The organism is Flavobacterium sp. ENC (assembly GCF_020991415.1).
GTDB lineage: Bacteria > Bacteroidota > Bacteroidia > Flavobacteriales > Flavobacteriaceae > Flavobacterium.
Map to the genome: position 1 here is coordinate 821,094 of NZ_JAJMOY010000001.1, position 19,357 is coordinate 840,450.

Genomic DNA, 19,357 nt, shown 5'->3' on the forward strand with positions numbered 1-19,357 from the left:
AAAAAATTTATTACAATGAAAAAATTTATTCTATCCTTAGTACTCATGGCTGTAACAACAAGTTACAGCCAGGAGCTAAACCTACCGGTGTTTACACAGTATTTAGCTGATAATCCTTTTATACTTTCGCCTGCTTATGCCGGTATTGGTGATAACCTGCGAATCAGGGCCAATGGTCTGACGCAGTGGGTCGGAATAAAAGATGCTCCTGATAACCAGTCTGTATACGCCGATTTCCGCGTGCTGGATCGTTCTGGTGTTGGTATATCATTGTACAATGACAGCAATGGTAATACAAGACAAACGGGTGCTAAAGTTTCCTTTGCGCACCACCTTATTTTAGATTATACGTCTAAGCAATATCTTTCATTTGGTCTTTCGTATAACTTTAATACGTTTCGAATCCTAACCGAAAATTTCACTAATAATTCCAATGAGCCCGTGACGCTTAATCCGGCTTTGCTGGGAGATCGCAACAATTCAAACAATAACTTTGACATTAGTGCCCTGTATCGTAATAAAAGTTTTTACATCAGTTTTAATGCCAATAACGTTTTGAAGAAAAACGTGGATAAATTCAAAGGAGTTGAGCCGGATTTGCTTTCTAACTATCAGGTGTATACCGGATATGTTTTTAAAGATGGTGAAAACAGCCGTATCGAATATGAGCCATCTGTTTTCTATCAGTATTTTGCGAGTGATCAGCGTTCAACAACCGATTTTAACTTCAAATACAGACGTTTCAATCGTTACGAAGATTATTACTGGGTCGGTGTTTCGTATCGTTTCTTAAATGACCAGTTTCCAAAACCGTTGTCGGTTGGGCCAATGCTTGGTTTTATGAAGTCTAAATTTTACTTCGCCTATTCGTATCAGGTGATGTTCAACGATCTTGGAAGCTACAATACAGGTACGCACTCTATCACAATCGGATTTGATTTCTTAGGGTCCATCAGTAACTGTCCTTGTACACAAAGTCCTGTTCACGACTAATAATTTGTACTGTTAAATCTGATTCAAACAAAGTTTTCATTCTGAAAAGAAGTAGGACATACTTCTGTTTTGACGACCGTTTTTAACCGTTACCTTATAAATAAGCATTTTTATCTTTTTTAAATATAAATTTGTTTTTTTTCATAATTTACAACGTTTTCGTTGTTATTGATCCGTTATTTTTGCTTTTTTCGAATTTAATACTAGTCTAAAAGTTCTATATTTGTTATTCTTTCAAAAAAATTAAAAATTTATCAAATGAAAACTTTAAACGATTTCGATTTTAAAAATAAAAAAGCAATTATCCGTGTTGACTTTAATGTGCCACTGGATGAAAATTTTAAAGTAACAGATGCAACGCGTATCGAAGCTGCCAAACCAACCATTGATGCTATTCTGGCACAAGGAGGAAGCGTGATTTTAATGTCGCATTTGGGAAGACCAAAAGGTGTTGAAGAAAAATATTCTTTAAAACACATTTTAAAAACGGCTTCTGAAATTTTAGGAGTAGAAGTTAAATTTGCTGCTGATTGTGTGGGAGAACCAGCTCAGACTGCAGCAAAAGATCTGAAACCGGGAGAAGTTTTATTATTGGAGAATTTACGTTTTCATGCTGAAGAAGAAGCCGGAGATGTTGCTTTTGCAAAAGAATTGGCTTCACTTGGAGACATCTACGTAAACGATGCTTTCGGAACTGCTCACAGAGCACATGCTTCTACCACTATTATTGCTCAATTTTTCCCAACTGAAAAATGTTTCGGAACCTTATTGGCAAAAGAAATAGAAAGTTTAAATAAAGTACTTAAAAATAGCGAAAAACCGGTAACGGCAGTTTTAGGAGGATCTAAAGTGTCTTCTAAAATTACGGTTATCGAAAATATTCTTGACAAAGTAGATCACATGATCATCGGCGGTGGTATGACTTTTACATTCGTTAAAGCACAGGGTGGTAAAATTGGTGAATCGATCTGTGAAGATGATAAACAGGAACTGGCACTTGAAATTTTAAGATTAGCCAAAGAAAAAGGCGTACAGGTTCACATTCCTGTTGATGTAGTAGCTGCAGATGATTTTTCGAATACGGCTAACACAAAAATTGTTGATGTGAAAGAAATTCCTGACGGATGGCAAGGTCTTGACGCAGGTCCTAAATCTCTGGAAAATTTCAAAAAAGTTATCCTGGAATCTAAAACGATTTTATGGAATGGCCCATTAGGAGTTTTCGAAATGGAGTCCTTCGCAAAAGGAACAATCGCACTTGGTGATTATATTGCTGAAGCTACTGAAAACGGGGCTTTCTCATTAGTTGGAGGTGGAGATTCTGTTGCCGCAGTGAAGCAATTTGGCTTCGAAGATAAAATGAGTTATGTATCCACTGGTGGTGGTGCAATGCTGGAAATGCTGGAAGGAAAAGTATTGCCTGGAATCGCTGCGATTTTGGACTAAATATCACAATTAACATTTTTTTTGATATTTTTCTTCCACAAAGGTCTTAAGTTTGTAAAAATACAATCCTCATAATTGTTTGAATTATAGGATTTTAATAAAATGTTATATGATTGTAAGAAAAATTTCCTTAGTGGTTTCCGCTTTTTTTTCGATCGCTGCCTTTGCACAGGATGTAGCAAGTTCAGACGTTCAAATTAAATCTGAAGTAAAACTATCGTATCTGGATTCAGTAAAGAATTCTTTCAAAAAAGACAATATGGCTACACGTGTAGACAGTCTCTGGATGAATGAATTAGTAAGTCTGGACATCTACGATGATTTAACGAAAGACATTCAAACCATCAATTCAGACGTTTCTGTAGATGAAGAACTGCCAACCGAGTTGCTGAAACAGCGTCTCCAGGCCATGAATGAGAAGTCACCCTTTGAAATAGAATACAATCAGGGCCTTGAAAACATCATAAAGTCGTTTCTTAAGAACCGAAAAAAATCGTTCTCACGTTTAATGTCTTTATCAGAATATTATTTTCCAATTTTTGAGGACGCTTTTGCAAAACAGAATGTTCCTTTGGAAATTAAATACTTAGCCGTTGTAGAATCTGCTTTAAACCCTAAAGCAGTTTCTAAAATGGGTGCCACCGGTCTCTGGCAGTTTATGTACGGAACCGGAAAACAATACGCTCTTAAAATCGATTCGTACATTGACGAACGCAGTGATCCGCTGAAAGCGACTGCAGCCTGTTCGCAATACATGACCAAAATGTTTACTATTTTTGGAGACTGGGAACTTGTTCTGGCTTCTTATAACTCAGGTCCGGGAAATGTCACTAAAGCCATTCGCCGTTCAGGAGGAAAAACAAAATACTGGGACATTCGAAACCATCTTCCGAAAGAAACCCAGGGTTACGTTCCGGCTTTCCTTGCTACAATGTATCTTTTTGAATACCATAAAGAACACGGAATCAATCCGGAAAGGGCAGTGGTCAAGAATTTCGAAACTGATACTGTTCAGGTTAAATCTCAAATGTCATTCAAACAAATTGCTGATTTGTTAGACATGCCACAATCACAAATTCAACTTTTAAATCCTTCATACAAATTAAACGTAGTTCCGTTTTATCAGAGTGAAGCGCACTATCTTCGTTTACCAAAAGATAAAATCGCCACTTTTGTTTCCAATGAGAATCAAATTTATGCTTACGTAAAACATCAGTCTGAATTTAAAGGACTTCCGAAGCAGCTTGCTTTAAAAGTTTCCCCTAAATCGAAAGCCAGACTTGAAAAAAGTGCCGAAGATATTCAGTTTTATAAAGTTCGTAAAGGAGATAATTTAGGGACGATTGCAGATAAATACGATGTTTCCATTCTGGACCTAAAGAAATGGAACAATCTGAAAACCAATTCGCTTGCTCTTGGTAAAACATTGAAAATTAAGTCTAACGATTCGATTGTTAAAACTCCGAAAGAGTTAAAAGCACCGGTAATCGATAAAAAAGCAGCTGAAGAAGCAATTGCAGCTACTGATAATAAAGAAAAAACCACTGCACCGTCTCAGGAATATAGTGTTGCAGCCGGAGATAATCTGGGAAGTATTGCTAAAAAGTTCGGTATGACTATTGCTGACTTAAAAGAGTTGAACAATCTGACATCAAATAATATTGGTTTAGGAAAAACGCTGATAGTGGCTAAAACGGCTGCTGCTGTTGAAGAAACAACAACTGAAACTACTGCTATCGCTTCAACGTCTTCTATTGATTCATTTAAAAAGAAAGCATTATCGGCTAAAAATTTAGGTGAAGATTATTACGTTAAAAAAGGAGATTCATTATACAGTATTTCCAAAAAATATCCTGGAGTTACGATTTCAGATATTAAAAAGTGGAATGGTATAAAAGATGATGATTTAAAACCGGGAATGAAACTTAAAATAAACGGATAATAAAAAATCTTAACTAAATTTGGGTTTTATTTCATAAATTATAAAAATGAATAAAACCCATTTTTTATGCCTTATACTTTCGTGCCTTTTTGTTTCTTGTTTTAAAAACGAAAAGCAGCCTCAGCCTGTATCGGGTAAAACAAACACCATTTCGGTTATCATAGACGATCAGTTGTGGTATGGAGAAGTAGGGGACAGTATCCGAAATAAATTTGCCTCTCCGGTTCTCGGACTTACACAGGAAGAACCGCTGTTTACCATAAACCAGTACCCGGCCAAACTTCTGGAAGGGTTTGTGACCGACAGCCGAAGTATCATTGTGGTCAAGAAGGCAGCAATGGACAAATTTGAAATCAAACACAATTCTAAATCACTGCCGCACAACACTTTTCGAATTTATGCCAAATCGGTTGATGATATTATCTGCAGTATCGAATTTAATTCCGCTCAGATCATTAAGGTGATTCGGGATACTGAAATTCAGAAAATCCAGCAGGACAACAGTAAATCACTGCTGAACCCTGCAGTTATTAAAAACAAATTCCATATCAATTTACAGATTCCGTCCGGTTATGAATATATGCTTCATAAAAAGAACTTTATCTGGCTCAAAAAGGAAATTATAAGTGGCAATACTAGCTTACTGATTTATCAGATACCGCTGCAAAAACTGAAACAGGGACCAAATGTAGTTGAAAGCATCGTTCGCATGAGGGATTCCGTGGGTCGCTATATAAAAGGCCGTGAACCCAATACCCAAATGATTACCGGCGAAGCCTATGCTCCTTATTTTTCAATCACAGAACTGGACGGAAAAAAAACCTTCGAGACCAAAGGAACGTGGGAATTAAGAAATGATTTCATGACAGGCCCGTTTATTAATTATGCCATTATTGATGAAGCATACAACCGCATTTTGGTTATTGAAGGATTCTGTTATTCGCCATCTTATCAGGAGAGGGATCTGATGTTAGAGCTGGAAGCCATAATCAAATCGGTTAAAGTGGAGAAAAGATAGGGGTAGCATCTAAAAAACATGGTAATTGTCATGAAGAAGAAATAAGATTACTTTTAGAATATGATAAAAATCCCGATTACAACTCGCAATCGGGATTTCTATTTGATACTATTTAGTGTAATTTTGCTTTAGTAAGGTAAGACAACAAACCCTAAACAACAAACAAAAGTTAAATGGAATTAAAATGGAAAATAAAGCCTTTTGAGGCATTAACAGTACATGAGTTATATAATTTGCTCAAACTGAGGAGTGAAATCTTTGTAGTAGAGCAAAATTGCGTTTATTTGGATCTTGATGGCAAAGACAAACTTGCTTTGCACCTGATCGGTGAATACGACGGGAAGATTGTTGCGTATTCGCGTTTGTTTGATGCCGGAATCAGTTTCGATCATGCTTCCATCGGCAGAGTGGTTGTAGATGCTAATTATCGCGATAAAAAGTGGGGACACAATCTGATGCAGGAAGCCATTGCCGGTATAAAATCAAATTTTGGTACCGATAAAATTACGATTGGTGCGCAGTTGTACTTAAAGAAATTCTACGAAAGTCACGGCTTTGTTCAGACCAGTGAAATGTATCTGGAAGATGATATTCCGCATATTGAGATGGAGCGCGGTTAATCTAAATTTTGGTGATAAAAAACTCCACGCGCCTGTCTAGCTTATCACCACGGCCCAATGGATATTTATTGCCGCAGCCCTGGAAAGTCATTCTGCTTTTGGAGATTTTTTTGTCCATTAAATATATAAAAACAGTTTTGGCGCGATTCCAGGAAAGTCTTCTTTCTTTGGTTGCTTTGTCAATTCCGTCACTGTAAATCTCGGGAGTGCAGCATACATGGCCGCGGATTTCAAACTCAAGGGTATTTTTCTCCTGAAGGATGGTGGCAATTTTATCTAATTCTTTTTTGGAATTATTCGTTAGTTTGGAGCTTCCGATGTCAAATAAGATATTGTCCAGATAGATCTTATCGCCGACTTTTAGTTTGTTTTTAAAAGAGTTATGGATTCCTTTTCCAAAGCTGTTGCGTTTGACTACGATTAAGTCCACCCGCCGGTTTTGCGAGCGGGTTTCATGCAGGTTTTCTATGGTATCGGGTTTTATGATCACACGGCCTTTTCCTTCCAGAATCACTATTTTGCTCTGGTTAAAACCGTGTAATACCAGTAATTCCTGAATCGTGTTGACCCTGTTTTTAGAAAGCCTGAAATTGTATTCGTCAGTGCCGCGGTCATCACAGTAACCGTAAATTTGTATAGATTCTACTTTTGAGGTATCAATTGTTTTTATAAAATTGGTAATGACATCTGCTTGCTGGTCCGTAAGATTGAACTTGTCAAAATCAAAATATATGGTTTCGACGGGCTTCTGTTGTGCTGACAAGTTGAAAATAAAGAAAAGAAACAGAACTTTACAAATTTTCATTTTTTACATTTTTAAAATCGTTTTATACTCAGTCTGATTATTCAAAACGCTCACCGCTTTTTTAATTTCTGAATTGTTTTTAATATAAAATTGATACAAACCTTCCTGATACTGGTACCTTTTTATAAGTTCTTCCTGAATCAGGTTTTTAATTTCCTTTTGGTTTTTATCCAGTAAGGTGGTTTCGCTTTTTTCAAGGGCGTTTAGTAATTGCTGATATTCAGGTGCGATCGTTTCGTCTATTTTTTCACTTTTGGCAGCAGCCAGCATATTTTTCAGCGCTACCTCTGTTTCAGTATCAAAACTGATTTTGTTGGTTTTAAGATATTGTTTAAAAGCGGTGTAGTCTGCTTCAGTAAGTACAGGGATTTTATCTCCTAAATTTGGGTTTTTGTAAAAGTACGATGTGGCGTAATCAAAGATTCCGTCATTTTTTAACAACGCATTCGTAATCGGACTCATTTTGGTTTCTTCCAGTTCAATATCCGGTAAAACACCGCCGCCATCATAAACGGTTCTGCCTTTTCGGGTTTTAAAAGCATTGAAGTTTTTCGCATCTGTTTTTTGTGCTACGCCATTTTTGTCTTTGTGCGCATAATCCAAAGCCTGAATGCAGCGGCCGGAAGGTGTGTAATAGCGGGATATGGTCACTTTTAACTGCGTTCCGTACGTAAGATCAACAGAACGTTGTACCAGTCCTTTTCCGAAACTGCGGCTCCCGAGAATTACGGCACGATCTAAATCCTGTAAAGCCCCGGAAACAATTTCAGATGCAGAGGCACTTCGCCCGTTGACCAATATGGCCAAAGGAATTTCTGTATCTATCGGCTCGTTTTGAGTTTTATAGGTATTGTTGTGTTTTTCTATCCTTGATTTAGTAGTCACAATCACTTCGTTTTTAGGAACAAACAAATTGCAAATGTCAATGGCTTCGTTCAGTAAACCTCCGGGATTTCCTCTCAGGTCAAGTACAATCTGTTTGGCACCGTCCGCTTTTAGTTTCTCCAATGCGCCCTTTACTTCTGCTGCCGCTTTTCTGCTAAAATGGGCCAGAACAATATAACCGGTTTTGTCGTCTATTTTGCCATAGAACGGAACAGATTTAATATCGACTTCATCCAGTACAAGCTCGGTAGTATACGGTTTTCCCTGACGCAGGTATTTAATTGTGATTTTGGTGTTTTTGGTTCCCTTTAATAATTGGGAGGCATCATCTTTAAAGTCTGCTATCAAAACATCTCCAATCTGGATAATTTCGTCACCTGCTTTCAGTCCGGCTTTATCTGCAGGATAGTTTTTATACGGTTCACGAACAATCAGACGGTCTTTTTTTCGTGAAATCATCGCGCCAATTCCCGTATATTCTCCGGTATTGTTGATTTTGAAGTTGACCACATCCTGTTCGTTAAAGTAAACAGTGTAAGGATCTAAACTTCCCAGCATGCTTTTTATCGCCTTATCCATCAAATCCCCGGGATTCGTTTCATCTACGTAATTGGTATTTACGGCTTTGAATAAAGTGGTGAAAATTTCAATTTGTTTGGCTATTTCAAAAAAGTCGTCTTTGAAACTGGTTCCGATAAATAAAAACCCGGCCGCAACAGCAGGAATAATGAATTTCTTTTTGAAATAAGGATACATGAGTTATATTTTTTTTCTTTTTAATCTTCTTCTAATGTAAAAGGCTATTACGCCAAACAGGATAAGGAACGGCCAGACACTGATGACCCAGATGAACAAACCGGACAATTCAAAAAATCCGGATTGTATGGCTGTCAGTATTTTGGAACCATAGGAAATTTTGATGCTTTGCTTTTCTGCAATGGGTTTGTAAAATTCGATTGAAATCCTGCTTTCAGCTACACGGCTCTCGAGGTATTTTAACTGACCTTGTTTCGATTCGATTTCTTCGCGAATCGCAGAAATCTGCTTTTCAATTTCGAGTATTTCACTTATTTTGGTCGCTCTCTTTAATATTTCGATGTAACGTTCTTCGAGTTTTTGTTTTGTTTTTAATCTCGAATCGAGGTCAATGTACTGCTCCGTTACATCTTCCGTTGAAATGTCTTTCTGGTCAAAATACGAGACACCTTTTGAAATCGATTGTAAAAAAACATCAAAATTCTGACTTGGAACGCGAACGGTTAGATTTCTAAAAAGGGAATTGTCATTTTTTCCTTCAGAGTCAGACTGTATAGTCGCATGGCTTTCTTTAACAGCAGTTTGAATTTTTTGGAAAGTCTCTTCAATGTCATTCGTTTCAAATCTCAGGCTTGCATATTTGATTATTTTTTGAGGAATTGCTTTTTCTTCGTCAGGAGAGGAGGGAGAGGGCGCCGACATTGTTATCGCGGCAACTTCACTTTTATAAACAGCTTTGTCATTTTCTGCCTGTTTGCTGCAGCCTGAAAAAAGCAATGCAAAAAGGAATAAATATAGAATATGTCGCATAAAATTTGAATTTAGAGCTAAAACTACAATTTTTTTATAATTTTTTATCTAATCTGATAAATAAAGTTGTATTTTATAGCTTATAATTCAGTTTTATGCTCAGAATCGGCCTTTTTGTTTACCTGTAAGAGAAATTTCTCAAACAACTGAATGGTTTTAGTGTTGATTTCATCGTAAGACAAACGATCCTTGCTTTGATAAAAAAGCATAAAGGAATAATGTTCTTCGACGTTATCCCAGAGCAGATTTTTATTCAGTCGATACGTTTCCCTTAGGACACGTTTGAAATAATTGCGATCAACGGCTTTTTTGAAGTATTTTTTAGAAACCGAAACGCCTACCTTTAATTTTTCTTCCGATCCCGCTTCTCCCGCACAATAAACCAAACGGAGCGGATACTTAGAAACTGATTTTCCTTCAGAAAAAAGTAAACCAATGGTTGTTTTGCTTTTTAGACGTTCGTTTTTTGGGTAGGTAAAGTTCATTTAATTCAGAAAAAAGTTGCAATTTTATAGGGCAAAGGTACAATTAAACCATAAAAACGGTTATTGTTTTTAATTTTAATACCGCTAAAAATATATTTATTACTTTTGGCCTTTAATTTTTTTAAGCATGCAAAAGATAATTTCGTATCCCATATCCGTAATTTACTATTTATGTTTTAGTTTATGTTTATTGGTTTTTCATCCAATACAATGGATTTGCCTGAATCTTTTTGGTTATCAGGCACATAAAAAGAGCGTTGATTATTTGAATTTTTTCCTTTTAAGATGTACAAATCTTGTGGGAACAACTTATAAAATTGAAAACAGAGAGACAATTCCTACTGGAGTTCCGTTAATTTTTGTCTCAAATCACCAAAGCATGTACGATATCGTAGCAATGATTTGGTACTTTAGACGTTTTCATTGTAAATTTGTAAGTAAGAAAGAGTTAGGTAGCGGAATCCCGAGTGTGTCATTCAATTTACGTCATGGAGGTTCGGTGCTAATTGACCGTAAAGACCCAAAACAAGCCATTCCCGTAATCAAAGGCTTGTCTGAATATATCGAAAAAAACACGAGATCTGCCGTTATTTTTCCCGAAGGTACCCGAAGCAAAACCGGAAAGCCAAAAGAATTTGCCCAAAGCGGTTTAAAAATCTTATGCAAATATGCACCATCTGCATATGTGGTACCGGTAAGCATCAACAATTCATGGAAAATGGTACGATACGGAATGTTCCCTGTTGGTTTAGGAAATCGCCTTACCTTTACCGTTCATAAAGCTTTGGCCGTAAAAGATTATGATTTCGCCGAGTTAATGGCTATTACAGAAAAGGTAGTTGTAGAAGGAGTAAATGAATATAAATAGATTTTCGTTTTGTGAAAGCAAAATCTTAAATCCCAAATCTAAAATAAGTAATGTCTATAAAAAACATTAGATTAGAAGTAATGCAGTTTTTAGAAAAAAACGTAGATAGCTTCGTTGAACAGTATTTGATTCCAGTGGAAAAAATTTGGCAGCCGTCTGATTTTCTGCCTAATTCTGAAGGAGATAATTTCTTTGAAGAGGTAAGAGAATTACGTGAAATTGCTAAAGAATTGCCATATGATTTCTGGGTAACGCTTGTGGGTGACACCATCACCGAAGAAGCTTTGCCAACCTACGAATCCTGGTTAATGGATGTTGAAGGAATCGATCAGATCGAAAATGGCGGAAATGGCTGGTCCAAATGGATTCGTCAATGGACCGGAGAAGAAAACCGTCACGGTGATTTATTAAACAAATACCTGTATTTGTCCGGTCGTGTAAACATGCGTGAAATCGAAATGACCACACAGCATTTAATCAACGACGGTTTTGATATCGGAACCGGATCTGATCCGTACAAAAACTTTGTATACACCAGTTTCCAGGAGTTGGCAACGTATGTATCTCACAATAGGGTAGCTCAAATGGCTAAGAAATTCGGGGATAATAAATTGTCGAAAATGTGTAAAATGATCGCAGGTGACGAAATGCGCCATCATCATGCCTACAGTGAATTCGTTACGCGAATTTTTGCTGTTGACCCTAGCGAAATGATGTTGGCTTTTCAATACATGATGAAACAGAAAATCGTTATGCCTGCACATTTCCTGAGAGAATCAGGTCAGAAAATCAGTTCTGCTTTTGAGCAGTTTTCAGATTCAGCACAGCGTATTGGTGTTTACACCGCAAATGATTATGTGGATATCATGCAGAAATTAATCGATAAATGGGAGGTTGACAAAATCACCAATCTAACAGACGAAGCAGAAAAAGCCCGTGACTATTTAATGAAATTGCCGGCACGTATGGCAAGAATTTCAGAGCGATTGGTCATCCCGCAGGAGTCACATATTTTCAAATGGGTAGAGCCTGCAAGATTATAATTTCAGCGTTTTGATTGAAAAATTCATTTAAAGCAACTTTATTGCATTAAATAAACAATAAAATTTATGTTGATTATTGAAGTTTATAAAACTTTGATAATCAACATTTTTTAATAAAATGGGTTTCGGAATATTTATTAATGCAACAATGTTCACTACGAAAACCTGTAAACTCATACTCCCTTTCAAGCTTATAAATTTTTATGAATACTACAGACCTAATAAATAAAACAATCCAATTTGTAAAAGAAAAACTGCACGATGCCGAAGGCGGACACGACTGGTTTCATATTGAACGCGTGCATAAAAATGCATTGCTGATTGCAAAAAATACAGACTGTGATTTGACAGTGGTGGAGTTAGGCGCTTTGCTTCATGATATTGCCGACAGCAAATTCCATAACGGAGATGAAACAATCGGACCCAAAACAGCACGTTTGTTTCTGGAAGGAGAAAATGTTCCGGAAGGAGTGATACAACATGTCGTAAACATCATAGAAAACATCTCCTACAAAGGAGGTAATTTTGAAAAGAAATTTTCCTCAGTTGAATTGGATATTGTTCAGGATGCAGACCGTTTGGATGCCATAGGTGCGATCGGAGTAGCGCGGGCTTTTAATTACGGAGGTTTTAAAAACAGAGCGCTTTACAATCCTGAAATCGAGCCCATCACCAATATGACCAAGGAAGAATACAAAAAGAATAATGCACCGACCATAAATCATTTTTACGAAAAACTTTTACTCCTAAAAGATAAAATGAATACCGAAACCGGAAAACAAATCGCAGCGGAAAGACATCGTTTTATGGAGTTGTTCCTATCGCAGTTTTACGCGGAATGGGAGGGGGAAAAGTAGTTTTCAGTCTCGGTTTACAGTTTTCAGTCTCGGTTTAGAGTCTCAGTTTTCAGTCTCAGTTTTCAGTGACGGTCTGAGTCTTTTAACTACAACACTAAAAACTCAGCACCTTAGTAACTCAGCACCTTAGAACCTCCAAAAAAACCTTTGCCCCTCTGAACCTCAGTACCTCTGAACCTTAAAATCAGCTACACCCACAATTCCCGTCACCGCAGTCCTTCTTCTTTTTAGATTTCCAGAAGAATTTCTTAATCAAAAAGACGACAGCGAAAGCTAGTATGGCAAAGGCGATGATTTCCTGTATCATGGTTTTTATTTTAGGATTTGATACGCAATTAAAGCGACAAAGTAAGCAAGCCCGCTCATGAAAACCAGCTGCATGGCAGGCCATTTCCAGGAGTTCGTTTCTTTTTTGGTAATGGCAAGCGTACTGGCACACTGCATGGCGAAAGCATAAAACAGCAGCAATGAAATTCCCGTTGCAAAATTAAAAATCTTTGAACCCGTTGCCGGATCCACTTCCTGTTGCATTTTGCTTTTTATAGTGGCTTCATTATCACTGTCTCCCACACTGTAAATAGTTGCCAGTGTTCCCACAAAAACCTCACGGGCAGCAAAGGAACTGATCAGTGCAATTCCGATTTTCCAGTCGTAACCCAGAGGAGCAATTGCAGGTTCGATCGCGCGGCCCATAATTCCGATATAGGAATTCTCTAATTTCTGGGAAGCCACTTCGTTTTCAAACTGAACCTGATTTAAGTGTTTTTCTGCCGTTCTTTCTTTTACGATGGCTTCTGCCTCATTAAAATCCTTTCCGGGACCGTAAGAAGCCAAAAACCATAAAATAACAGATATGGCCAGGATGATCTTACCCGCTCCGACAATAAAAGCTTTGGTTTTCTCCACAACATTGATTCCAACGTTTTTGAGGAGAGGTAATTTATAACTTGGCATTTCAACTACGAAATACGTTTTGGTATCTAATTTTAAAACCTTATTTAAAATATAAGCCGATAGAATAGCCGTTCCGAATCCTAAAACATACAGGAACATGAGCGTAAGTCCCTGAAGATTTAAAATTCCCAGAACACGTCTGCTCGGAATTACTAACGAAATAATAATTGCATAAACAGGCAGTCTCGCAGAACAGGTCGTAAACGGAGTGACCAAAATAGTAATCAGACGTTCTTTCCAGTTTTCAATATTTCGGGTGGCCATAATCGCCGGAATGGCGCAGGCAGTTCCTGAAATCAAAGGCACAACACTTTTTCCGGAAAGCCCAAATCTGCGCATGATCTTGTCCATAAGGAAAACTACACGGCTCATATAACCGCTTTCTTCCAGAATAGAAATAAAAAGAAATAAAAAGGCAATTTGCGGAATGAAAATAATAACCCCGCCAATTCCCGGAATAATTCCCTGGGAAAGTAAATCGGTTAAAATACCACTTGGTAATTCCTGGGCAACCCAGCTGCTTAAGGAGGCGAAAGTGCTGTCAATAAAATCCATCGGAATCGTGGACCAGCTAAAAATAGACTGGAAAATAAGAAACAGAATCCCGAGAAAGATCACATATCCCCAGACTTTGTGCGTTAAAACGCGGTCCAGTTTTGCTCTCATGTCTTTGGCCATTGAAGCATCTACTTTCAATCCGTCTTTTAAAACGTTGTTGATGAACTGATAGCGCTTTATGGTTTCTTTTTGTTGCAGACGTTTTAATTCCGAATGTGATTTGGTATAGGCATTTCGAATTTCATTTCGGTCCAAATTAGAGAAATTGACATCCTGTGTTATTACCAGCCATAACTTATACAGCAATTGGTTTGGAAATAATTTTTGTAAACCACTAAAATAGTCAGGATCAATTTCCAAAGCATTCAGGCAGGATTCATGCTGAATCGTTTTATAGGAAACAATCAGGTTTTTCAGCTCTTCGATTCCGGTACCTTTTCGGGAGCTGATCAGTGCAATTTTGGTTTTTAGTTTTTCTTCCAAAAGGGGAATATCCAGCGTGATTCCCTTTGTTTCCATACGGTCTGCCATATTAATGACTAAAATCGTCGGAATTTCAAGGTCTTTTATTTGGGTGTAAATGAGTAAATTTCTTTTCAGATTTTCAACATCGGTTACAACAACGGCCACATCGGGATATAATTTGTCATTTTTGTTCAGCAGCAATTCAATCACTACACTTTCGTCCATCGAACTGGCGTTCAGGCTGTAGGTTCCCGGTAAATCTAAAATATTGGCTTTTATGCCATGAGGAAGTTTGCAGAAACCGATTTTCTTCTCAACCGTTATTCCGGGATAATTCCCTACCTGCTGATTAAGTCCGGTAAGCTGATTGAATACGGAAGTCTTTCCTGTGTTTGGATTCCCGATCAGGGCAACATTAATATTTTCAACACTCATTACAAATTGGTTTTGATAAGTTCAACTTCAATTTCACGAGCGGTTTCGATACGAATGGCCACATGAGAGCCATTAATGTCTAAATACAAAGGATCTCCAAAAGGAGCAATCTGAAGCAATTCAACCATACTGCCCGGCAGGCAACCCATTTCTAATAATTTAAGTGGAATAACATCGATATCAAAATCTTTGATAATGGCTTTCTCGCCTTTTTTTAGGGAATGGATCGTATTTCGCAAAGCTTATTTAGATTGAATTTAGATTGCAAAAATAGGCAATTATTCTATATGTCTCCGTATTTAATGCCTATACAAATGCTAAATCTTTCTAAAAATAAGGTCTTTTATTCCTGACACAGAAAATCAATGTCTGCTAAAAGGCGTTTAATATCTTCTTTATTCGTTCCGTCATAGAAACCCCTTACACGTCTTTTCTGATCCACCAGAACAAAATTTTCGGTATGAACCATATCGTACAATTGATCCGGTCTGCCCATTTTTACAGCCAGGTATGACTTTCGGGCCATAGTATAGATTTCCTTTTTATCGCCCGTAACCAGATTCCATTTACTGTCAACTACGCCATGTTTTATGGCATATGCCTTTAAAACCGGAATGCTGTCAACTTCCGGGAAAACAGTATGGGACAGCAGCAGTACTTTCGGATTATTTAAAACTGCTTTTTGGACATCAGCCAAATTGGTAGTCATTTTAGGACAGATGGAACCACAGGTGGTAAAGAAAAAATCGGCTACATAAATTTTGCCTTCGTAGTTTTTCTGTGTAATGGTATCTCCGTTCTGATTGACAAAAGAAAAATCGGCAATGGTGTGATACTTGCTTTTGTACTGAATCGTGCTGTCTACCAATTCAGGATTTACGTCGGCAGGATTGTAAATGGGTAATGTTTTTTGGGGCTTTAAAGCCGAATAAAATAAGGATATGGTGACAACCGAAAATAAAATTAAAACAATAAAGAATTTGCGGTATTTGTAGAGCAGCGATTTCATAAACGTAATTTGGCGCAAAAATACAAAAAGCACTTTTTAAATCCCCGGTTCGCGACTCTTTTAACTTCGAAAAGGGCTGTAATTTTTTAACAGCCGGGATTCATTACTCTACTTTATCAATCCCTGTCAGATTTTAATTCCAAAATTAGAAGAAGTCTTTTTAGCGAATACTATTTAATTTTAACTTTTCGAATGGATTTATTGACCAGATACAATCCGATTAGGGTGACCATGACACCAATTGAAATGGCCCGCGTGAGCGATTCTCCAAAAATAAAAAAGCTAAGAATGATTGCCACAACAGGATTGATATACGCATAAATACTGCTGACTTCTGTTGGAAGGTGCTGCAGCGAATATATAAAAGCTATAAAAGTCAGGATAGAACCAATTACGACCAAATAAGCAATGGCGTACCAGGAAGTCAGGGGTATTTCATTGAAAGGAATAGTAGTTCCGGAAATTTCTGTTACGGAGAAAAGGATAAAACTAGAAATCAGCATTTGTAAGCCTAAACTAAAATACGGATTAAAACTGGCAGATTTTTTCTTGGTATGTAAAATTCCAAAAGCCCAGGTAATGGTTGAGGCAACAGACAGTAAGATTCCGAACTGAAAATCAGGCCTTAAAAAATCGCCGAGATGATCCATGAAAATAATGCATATCCCGCCAAAGCAGATTAAAAGCCCTGTTACGGCCAATTTGGCAATTCGTATTCCTCTGAAAAAACAAATGATCACAATCCAGATCGGGAAGATAGCACCAATAATAGCACCCAGTCCACTGCTTATGTATTTTACGCCCCAGGTACTTAAGCCGTTACTTAAGACAAAGTTGAGGACAGCCAAAATTAATATGGTTTTCCATTGTCTGCCTTTTGGCCACGGTTCTTTTTTCAGTAAAAAATAACCAACATAGAGGATGCCGCCAAAAAACTGACGTATTGTAACCAGTTGTAAAGCCGGCATATATTTTACTCCTTCTTTGGAAGCAATCCAGGTTGTTCCCCAGAAGAAACTGACCCAGCATAAGGCCAGAATGGGTAATCCTATAGCTTCCACTTTACCGGAAAATGCTGCTTGTATTCTTGCTTTCACGTTTGTTCGATTGGTTTGACAAATATTCCAAAAACAATTTCAAACAGAAGGTAAAATGGGAATTTATATTCATGAAACTTTTAGTTGATTCGGATGAAATATTTGCATTAAAATGCAAGATTGATTATTATATAATTTTAACATAAAGTTTGAAATAATAGCGATATGTTTGTATTAAACCCATAATTCATAAATTATAATGATAAAACAGCTTAACAAACCAGTGTTTTGTGTTGTTTCTGTAATGTTTTCACTTACAGCAGTCACAGCTCAAAATGCAAAACCTAAAGAACCGGGAATCAATATTTCCTACATGAATACTAAAATCAGTCCTACAGAGGATTTTTTCCGTTATGTAAACGGAACCTGGCTGGATAAAACAGAAATTCCAAGTGACCGAAATTCATGGGGAAGTTTTAACGAACTGAGACAAAAAACCGACGATAATTCGCTGGCAATTTTGAAAGAGGCTTCGAAAGATCCGAAGTATAAATCCAACACGGATCAGGGAAAAGCAATTGCATTGTTTAACACCATTTTGGATACAGTCGGAAGAAATAAGCTGGGCGTAAAACCTCTTGAGCCTGTCCTGAAGAAAATCGATGCCATAAAAAATGTAACAGACCTGCAAAATTTCCTTATCGAAATGGAGCCTCAGGGTGGTCTTGGGTTTTTTGGAGTAGGAATTGGTGCTGACGCAAAAAACAGTAACGTTAATTCAGTGAGTATCGGACCGGGACGTTTAGGCCTTTCGGATAAGGATTACTACAATGCTGATGATAAGGATTCTAAAGAAAAACGTGCTAAGTATGAGCTTCATGTAGCCAGAATGATGCAGTTCATCGGCGAAAATCCGGCAAAAGCAAAACAAAGCGCTGCTCAGATTCTGGCATTGGAAACCGCTATGTCTGCTCCGAGATTAGATCGTGTAGAGCGCAGAGACCGCAGAAAACAATACAATCCAACCGCGGTTGCTGATTTAAAAAAGACAATTCCTTCCATTCAGTGGGATAAGTTTTTTGCAGGAATCGGAATGGCAAAAGTCGATACGGTAATCGTAACGCAGCCTCGCTATATGGCTGAATTAGAAAAGATTTTTACTGAAAAGAAAGTAGCAGACTGGAAAGAATACCTGAAATGGTCCGCTTTAAACAAATCAGCTTCTTTATTAAGTACAGAGATTGAAAATGCCAATTTTGATTTCTACGGAAAAACACTAACAGGGGCATTAAAACAGCGTCCGCGTGAAGAAATGGCTTTGCAGGTAATCAATAATGCAACCGGAGAAGCTTTAGGAAAATTATATGTTGAAAAATTATTCCCTGCTGAAGCAAAAGGCAAAGCACAGAAAATGATTCAGAACGTAATATTAGCTTACGAAAACAGAATTAATGCATTGCCTTGGATGTCTGCAGCGACTAAAGTAAAAGCGATTGAGAAATTAAAGAAAATTACCATCAAAATTGGTTATCCGGACAAATGGAAAGATTATTCCGCTTTAGAAATTAAAAATGTTTCAGAAGGCGGAACTTATTTTAACAATGTGGCGAATTTATCAAAATGGGATTATAAAGAAGACCTGGCAAAACTGGGTAAACCAGTTGACAAAACAGAATGGGGAATGTCTCCACAAACTGTAAATGCCTATTACAACCCGTCTTATAATGAAATTGTTTTCCCTGCCGCTATTTTACAACCTCCGTTTTATAATTATCAGGCAGATGAAGCTGTAAATTATGGTGGAATCGGAGCAGTTATCGGTCACGAAATTTCACATGGTTTTGATGATTCGGGAGCACGTTACAATGCAGACGGAAACCTGGTGGACTGGTGGACGGCTGATGATTTAAAACAATTTACGGAACTTGGAACTGCATTAGCAGCGCAATACAGTGCTTTGGAGCCATTACCGGGAATACATGTAGACGGTAAATTTACTTTAGGTGAAAATATTGGTGATTTAGGTGGAATAAACGCTGCTTACGATGGATTGCAATTGTATCTGAAAGCCAATGGGAATCCAGGTTTAATTGATGGTTTTACACCGGAACAACGTTTCTTTATTTCATGGGCTACCGTTTGGAGAACAAAATCAAGAGACGAAGCGATCAAAAGTCAGGTAAAAACAGATCCGCACTCTCCGGGAATGTACAGAGCGTATGTGCCAATTCAAAATGTAGATGCTTTTTATGATGCTTTTGGAATCAAAAAAGGAGACAAGATGTATGTAGAACCAGAGAAAAGAGTTAAAATCTGGTAATATTTAATCATAAAAAACGGCGCTGATTTCTCAGCGCCGTTTTTGTTTTTA

At 37.5% G+C, this 19,357-nt stretch carries 18 protein-coding genes; 9 read left to right on the top strand and 9 right to left on the bottom strand.

All coding sequences use genetic code 11. From position 1 onward, the window contains the following. Positions 1-15: 15 nt before the first annotated feature. From LPB89_RS03345 to LPB89_RS03365, 5 genes are all read left to right on the top strand, one after another. A complete protein-coding gene (locus LPB89_RS03345) occupies positions 16-993 on the top strand; it encodes a type IX secretion system membrane protein PorP/SprF (RefSeq protein WP_230700252.1) in 978 nt (325 codons plus the stop codon). A 258-nt stretch (positions 994-1,251) separates the two neighbouring features. Continuing rightward, complete coding sequence (pgk, locus tag LPB89_RS03350) at positions 1,252-2,439, top strand: phosphoglycerate kinase (RefSeq protein WP_230700253.1); 1,188 nt, start codon at positions 1,252-1,254, stop codon at positions 2,437-2,439. Positions 2,440-2,548: 109 nt separating this feature from the next. Then, positions 2,549-4,381: a LysM peptidoglycan-binding domain-containing protein gene (locus tag LPB89_RS03355; protein ID WP_230700254.1), complete on the top strand. Its 1,833-nt coding sequence runs from the start codon at positions 2,549-2,551 to the stop codon at positions 4,379-4,381. A 46-nt stretch (positions 4,382-4,427) separates the two neighbouring features. After that, positions 4,428-5,399, top strand: a complete 972-nt coding sequence (locus LPB89_RS03360) for a DUF4837 family protein (RefSeq protein ID WP_230700255.1) — start codon at positions 4,428-4,430, stop codon at positions 5,397-5,399. Positions 5,400-5,572: 173 nt separating this feature from the next. Continuing rightward, positions 5,573-6,019 (top strand): GNAT family N-acetyltransferase, encoded by a 447-nt coding sequence (locus LPB89_RS03365; protein ID WP_230700256.1) that lies wholly within the window; start codon positions 5,573-5,575, stop codon positions 6,017-6,019. A 1-nt stretch (position 6,020) separates the two neighbouring features. Here LPB89_RS03365 and LPB89_RS03370 read toward each other — a convergent pair whose 3' ends face one another. The 4 genes from LPB89_RS03370 to rnpA all read right to left on the bottom strand — a co-directional run bounded on the left by LPB89_RS03370 (position 6,021) and on the right by rnpA (position 9,760). Beyond that, positions 6,021-6,824, bottom strand: a complete 804-nt coding sequence (locus tag LPB89_RS03370; RefSeq protein WP_230700257.1) for an OmpA family protein — start codon at positions 6,822-6,824, stop codon at positions 6,021-6,023. A 3-nt stretch (positions 6,825-6,827) separates the two neighbouring features. Then, positions 6,828-8,465, bottom strand: a complete 1,638-nt coding sequence (locus LPB89_RS03375; RefSeq protein ID WP_230700258.1) for a S41 family peptidase — start codon at positions 8,463-8,465, stop codon at positions 6,828-6,830. 3 nt (positions 8,466-8,468) lie between these two features. Beyond that, a complete protein-coding gene (locus LPB89_RS03380) occupies positions 8,469-9,275 on the bottom strand; it encodes a DUF4349 domain-containing protein (protein ID WP_230700259.1) in 807 nt (268 codons plus the stop codon). Between the two features lie 80 nt (positions 9,276-9,355). Continuing rightward, positions 9,356-9,760 carry a ribonuclease P protein component gene (gene rnpA, locus LPB89_RS03385; RefSeq protein ID WP_230700260.1) on the bottom strand — a complete coding sequence of 135 codons (405 nt, stop codon included), beginning with the start codon at positions 9,758-9,760 and terminating at the stop codon, positions 9,356-9,358. 127 nt (positions 9,761-9,887) lie between these two features. On the opposite strand from rnpA, the gene LPB89_RS03390 reads away from it, so the two are divergent. From LPB89_RS03390 to LPB89_RS03400, 3 genes are all read left to right on the top strand, one after another. Then, positions 9,888-10,628, top strand: coding sequence for a 1-acyl-sn-glycerol-3-phosphate acyltransferase (locus LPB89_RS03390; protein ID WP_230700261.1), 741 nt, complete (start codon positions 9,888-9,890; stop codon positions 10,626-10,628). 50 nt (positions 10,629-10,678) lie between these two features. Further along, positions 10,679-11,671, top strand: coding sequence for an acyl-ACP desaturase (locus tag LPB89_RS03395; RefSeq protein WP_230700262.1), 993 nt, complete (start codon positions 10,679-10,681; stop codon positions 11,669-11,671). A gap of 203 nt (positions 11,672-11,874) precedes the next feature. Next, positions 11,875-12,528: an HD domain-containing protein gene (locus LPB89_RS03400; protein ID WP_230700263.1), complete on the top strand. Its 654-nt coding sequence runs from the start codon at positions 11,875-11,877 to the stop codon at positions 12,526-12,528. A 184-nt stretch (positions 12,529-12,712) separates the two neighbouring features. On the opposite strand, the gene LPB89_RS22015 is transcribed toward LPB89_RS03400, so the two are convergent. From LPB89_RS22015 to LPB89_RS03425, 5 genes are all read right to left on the bottom strand, one after another. Beyond that, positions 12,713-12,919 carry a FeoB-associated Cys-rich membrane protein gene (locus tag LPB89_RS22015; RefSeq protein ID WP_370635452.1) on the bottom strand — a complete coding sequence of 69 codons (207 nt, stop codon included), beginning with the start codon at positions 12,917-12,919 and terminating at the stop codon, positions 12,713-12,715. After that, positions 12,841-14,940: a ferrous iron transport protein B gene (gene feoB / locus LPB89_RS03410; RefSeq protein ID WP_230700264.1), complete on the bottom strand. Its 2,100-nt coding sequence runs from the start codon at positions 14,938-14,940 to the stop codon at positions 12,841-12,843. The genes LPB89_RS22015 and feoB overlap by 79 nt, the downstream gene beginning before the upstream one ends. Further along, the gene (locus LPB89_RS03415) at positions 14,940-15,179 is read right to left on the bottom strand and encodes a FeoA family protein (RefSeq protein ID WP_230700265.1); all 240 of its coding nucleotides are present in this window, start codon (positions 15,177-15,179) and stop codon (positions 14,940-14,942) included. Before LPB89_RS03415 ends, feoB begins: the two co-directional genes overlap by 1 nt. Before the next feature lie 104 nt (positions 15,180-15,283). Beyond that, positions 15,284-15,949, bottom strand: coding sequence for an SCO family protein (locus LPB89_RS03420; RefSeq protein ID WP_230700266.1), 666 nt, complete (start codon positions 15,947-15,949; stop codon positions 15,284-15,286). 170 nt (positions 15,950-16,119) lie between these two features. Next, positions 16,120-17,046: an EamA family transporter gene (locus LPB89_RS03425; protein ID WP_230700267.1), complete on the bottom strand. Its 927-nt coding sequence runs from the start codon at positions 17,044-17,046 to the stop codon at positions 16,120-16,122. A 199-nt stretch (positions 17,047-17,245) separates the two neighbouring features. On the opposite strand from LPB89_RS03425, the gene LPB89_RS03430 reads away from it, so the two are divergent. Continuing rightward, a complete protein-coding gene (locus LPB89_RS03430) occupies positions 17,246-19,306 on the top strand; it encodes a M13 family metallopeptidase (RefSeq protein WP_230700268.1) in 2,061 nt (686 codons plus the stop codon). Positions 19,307-19,357: the final 51 nt, after the last annotated feature.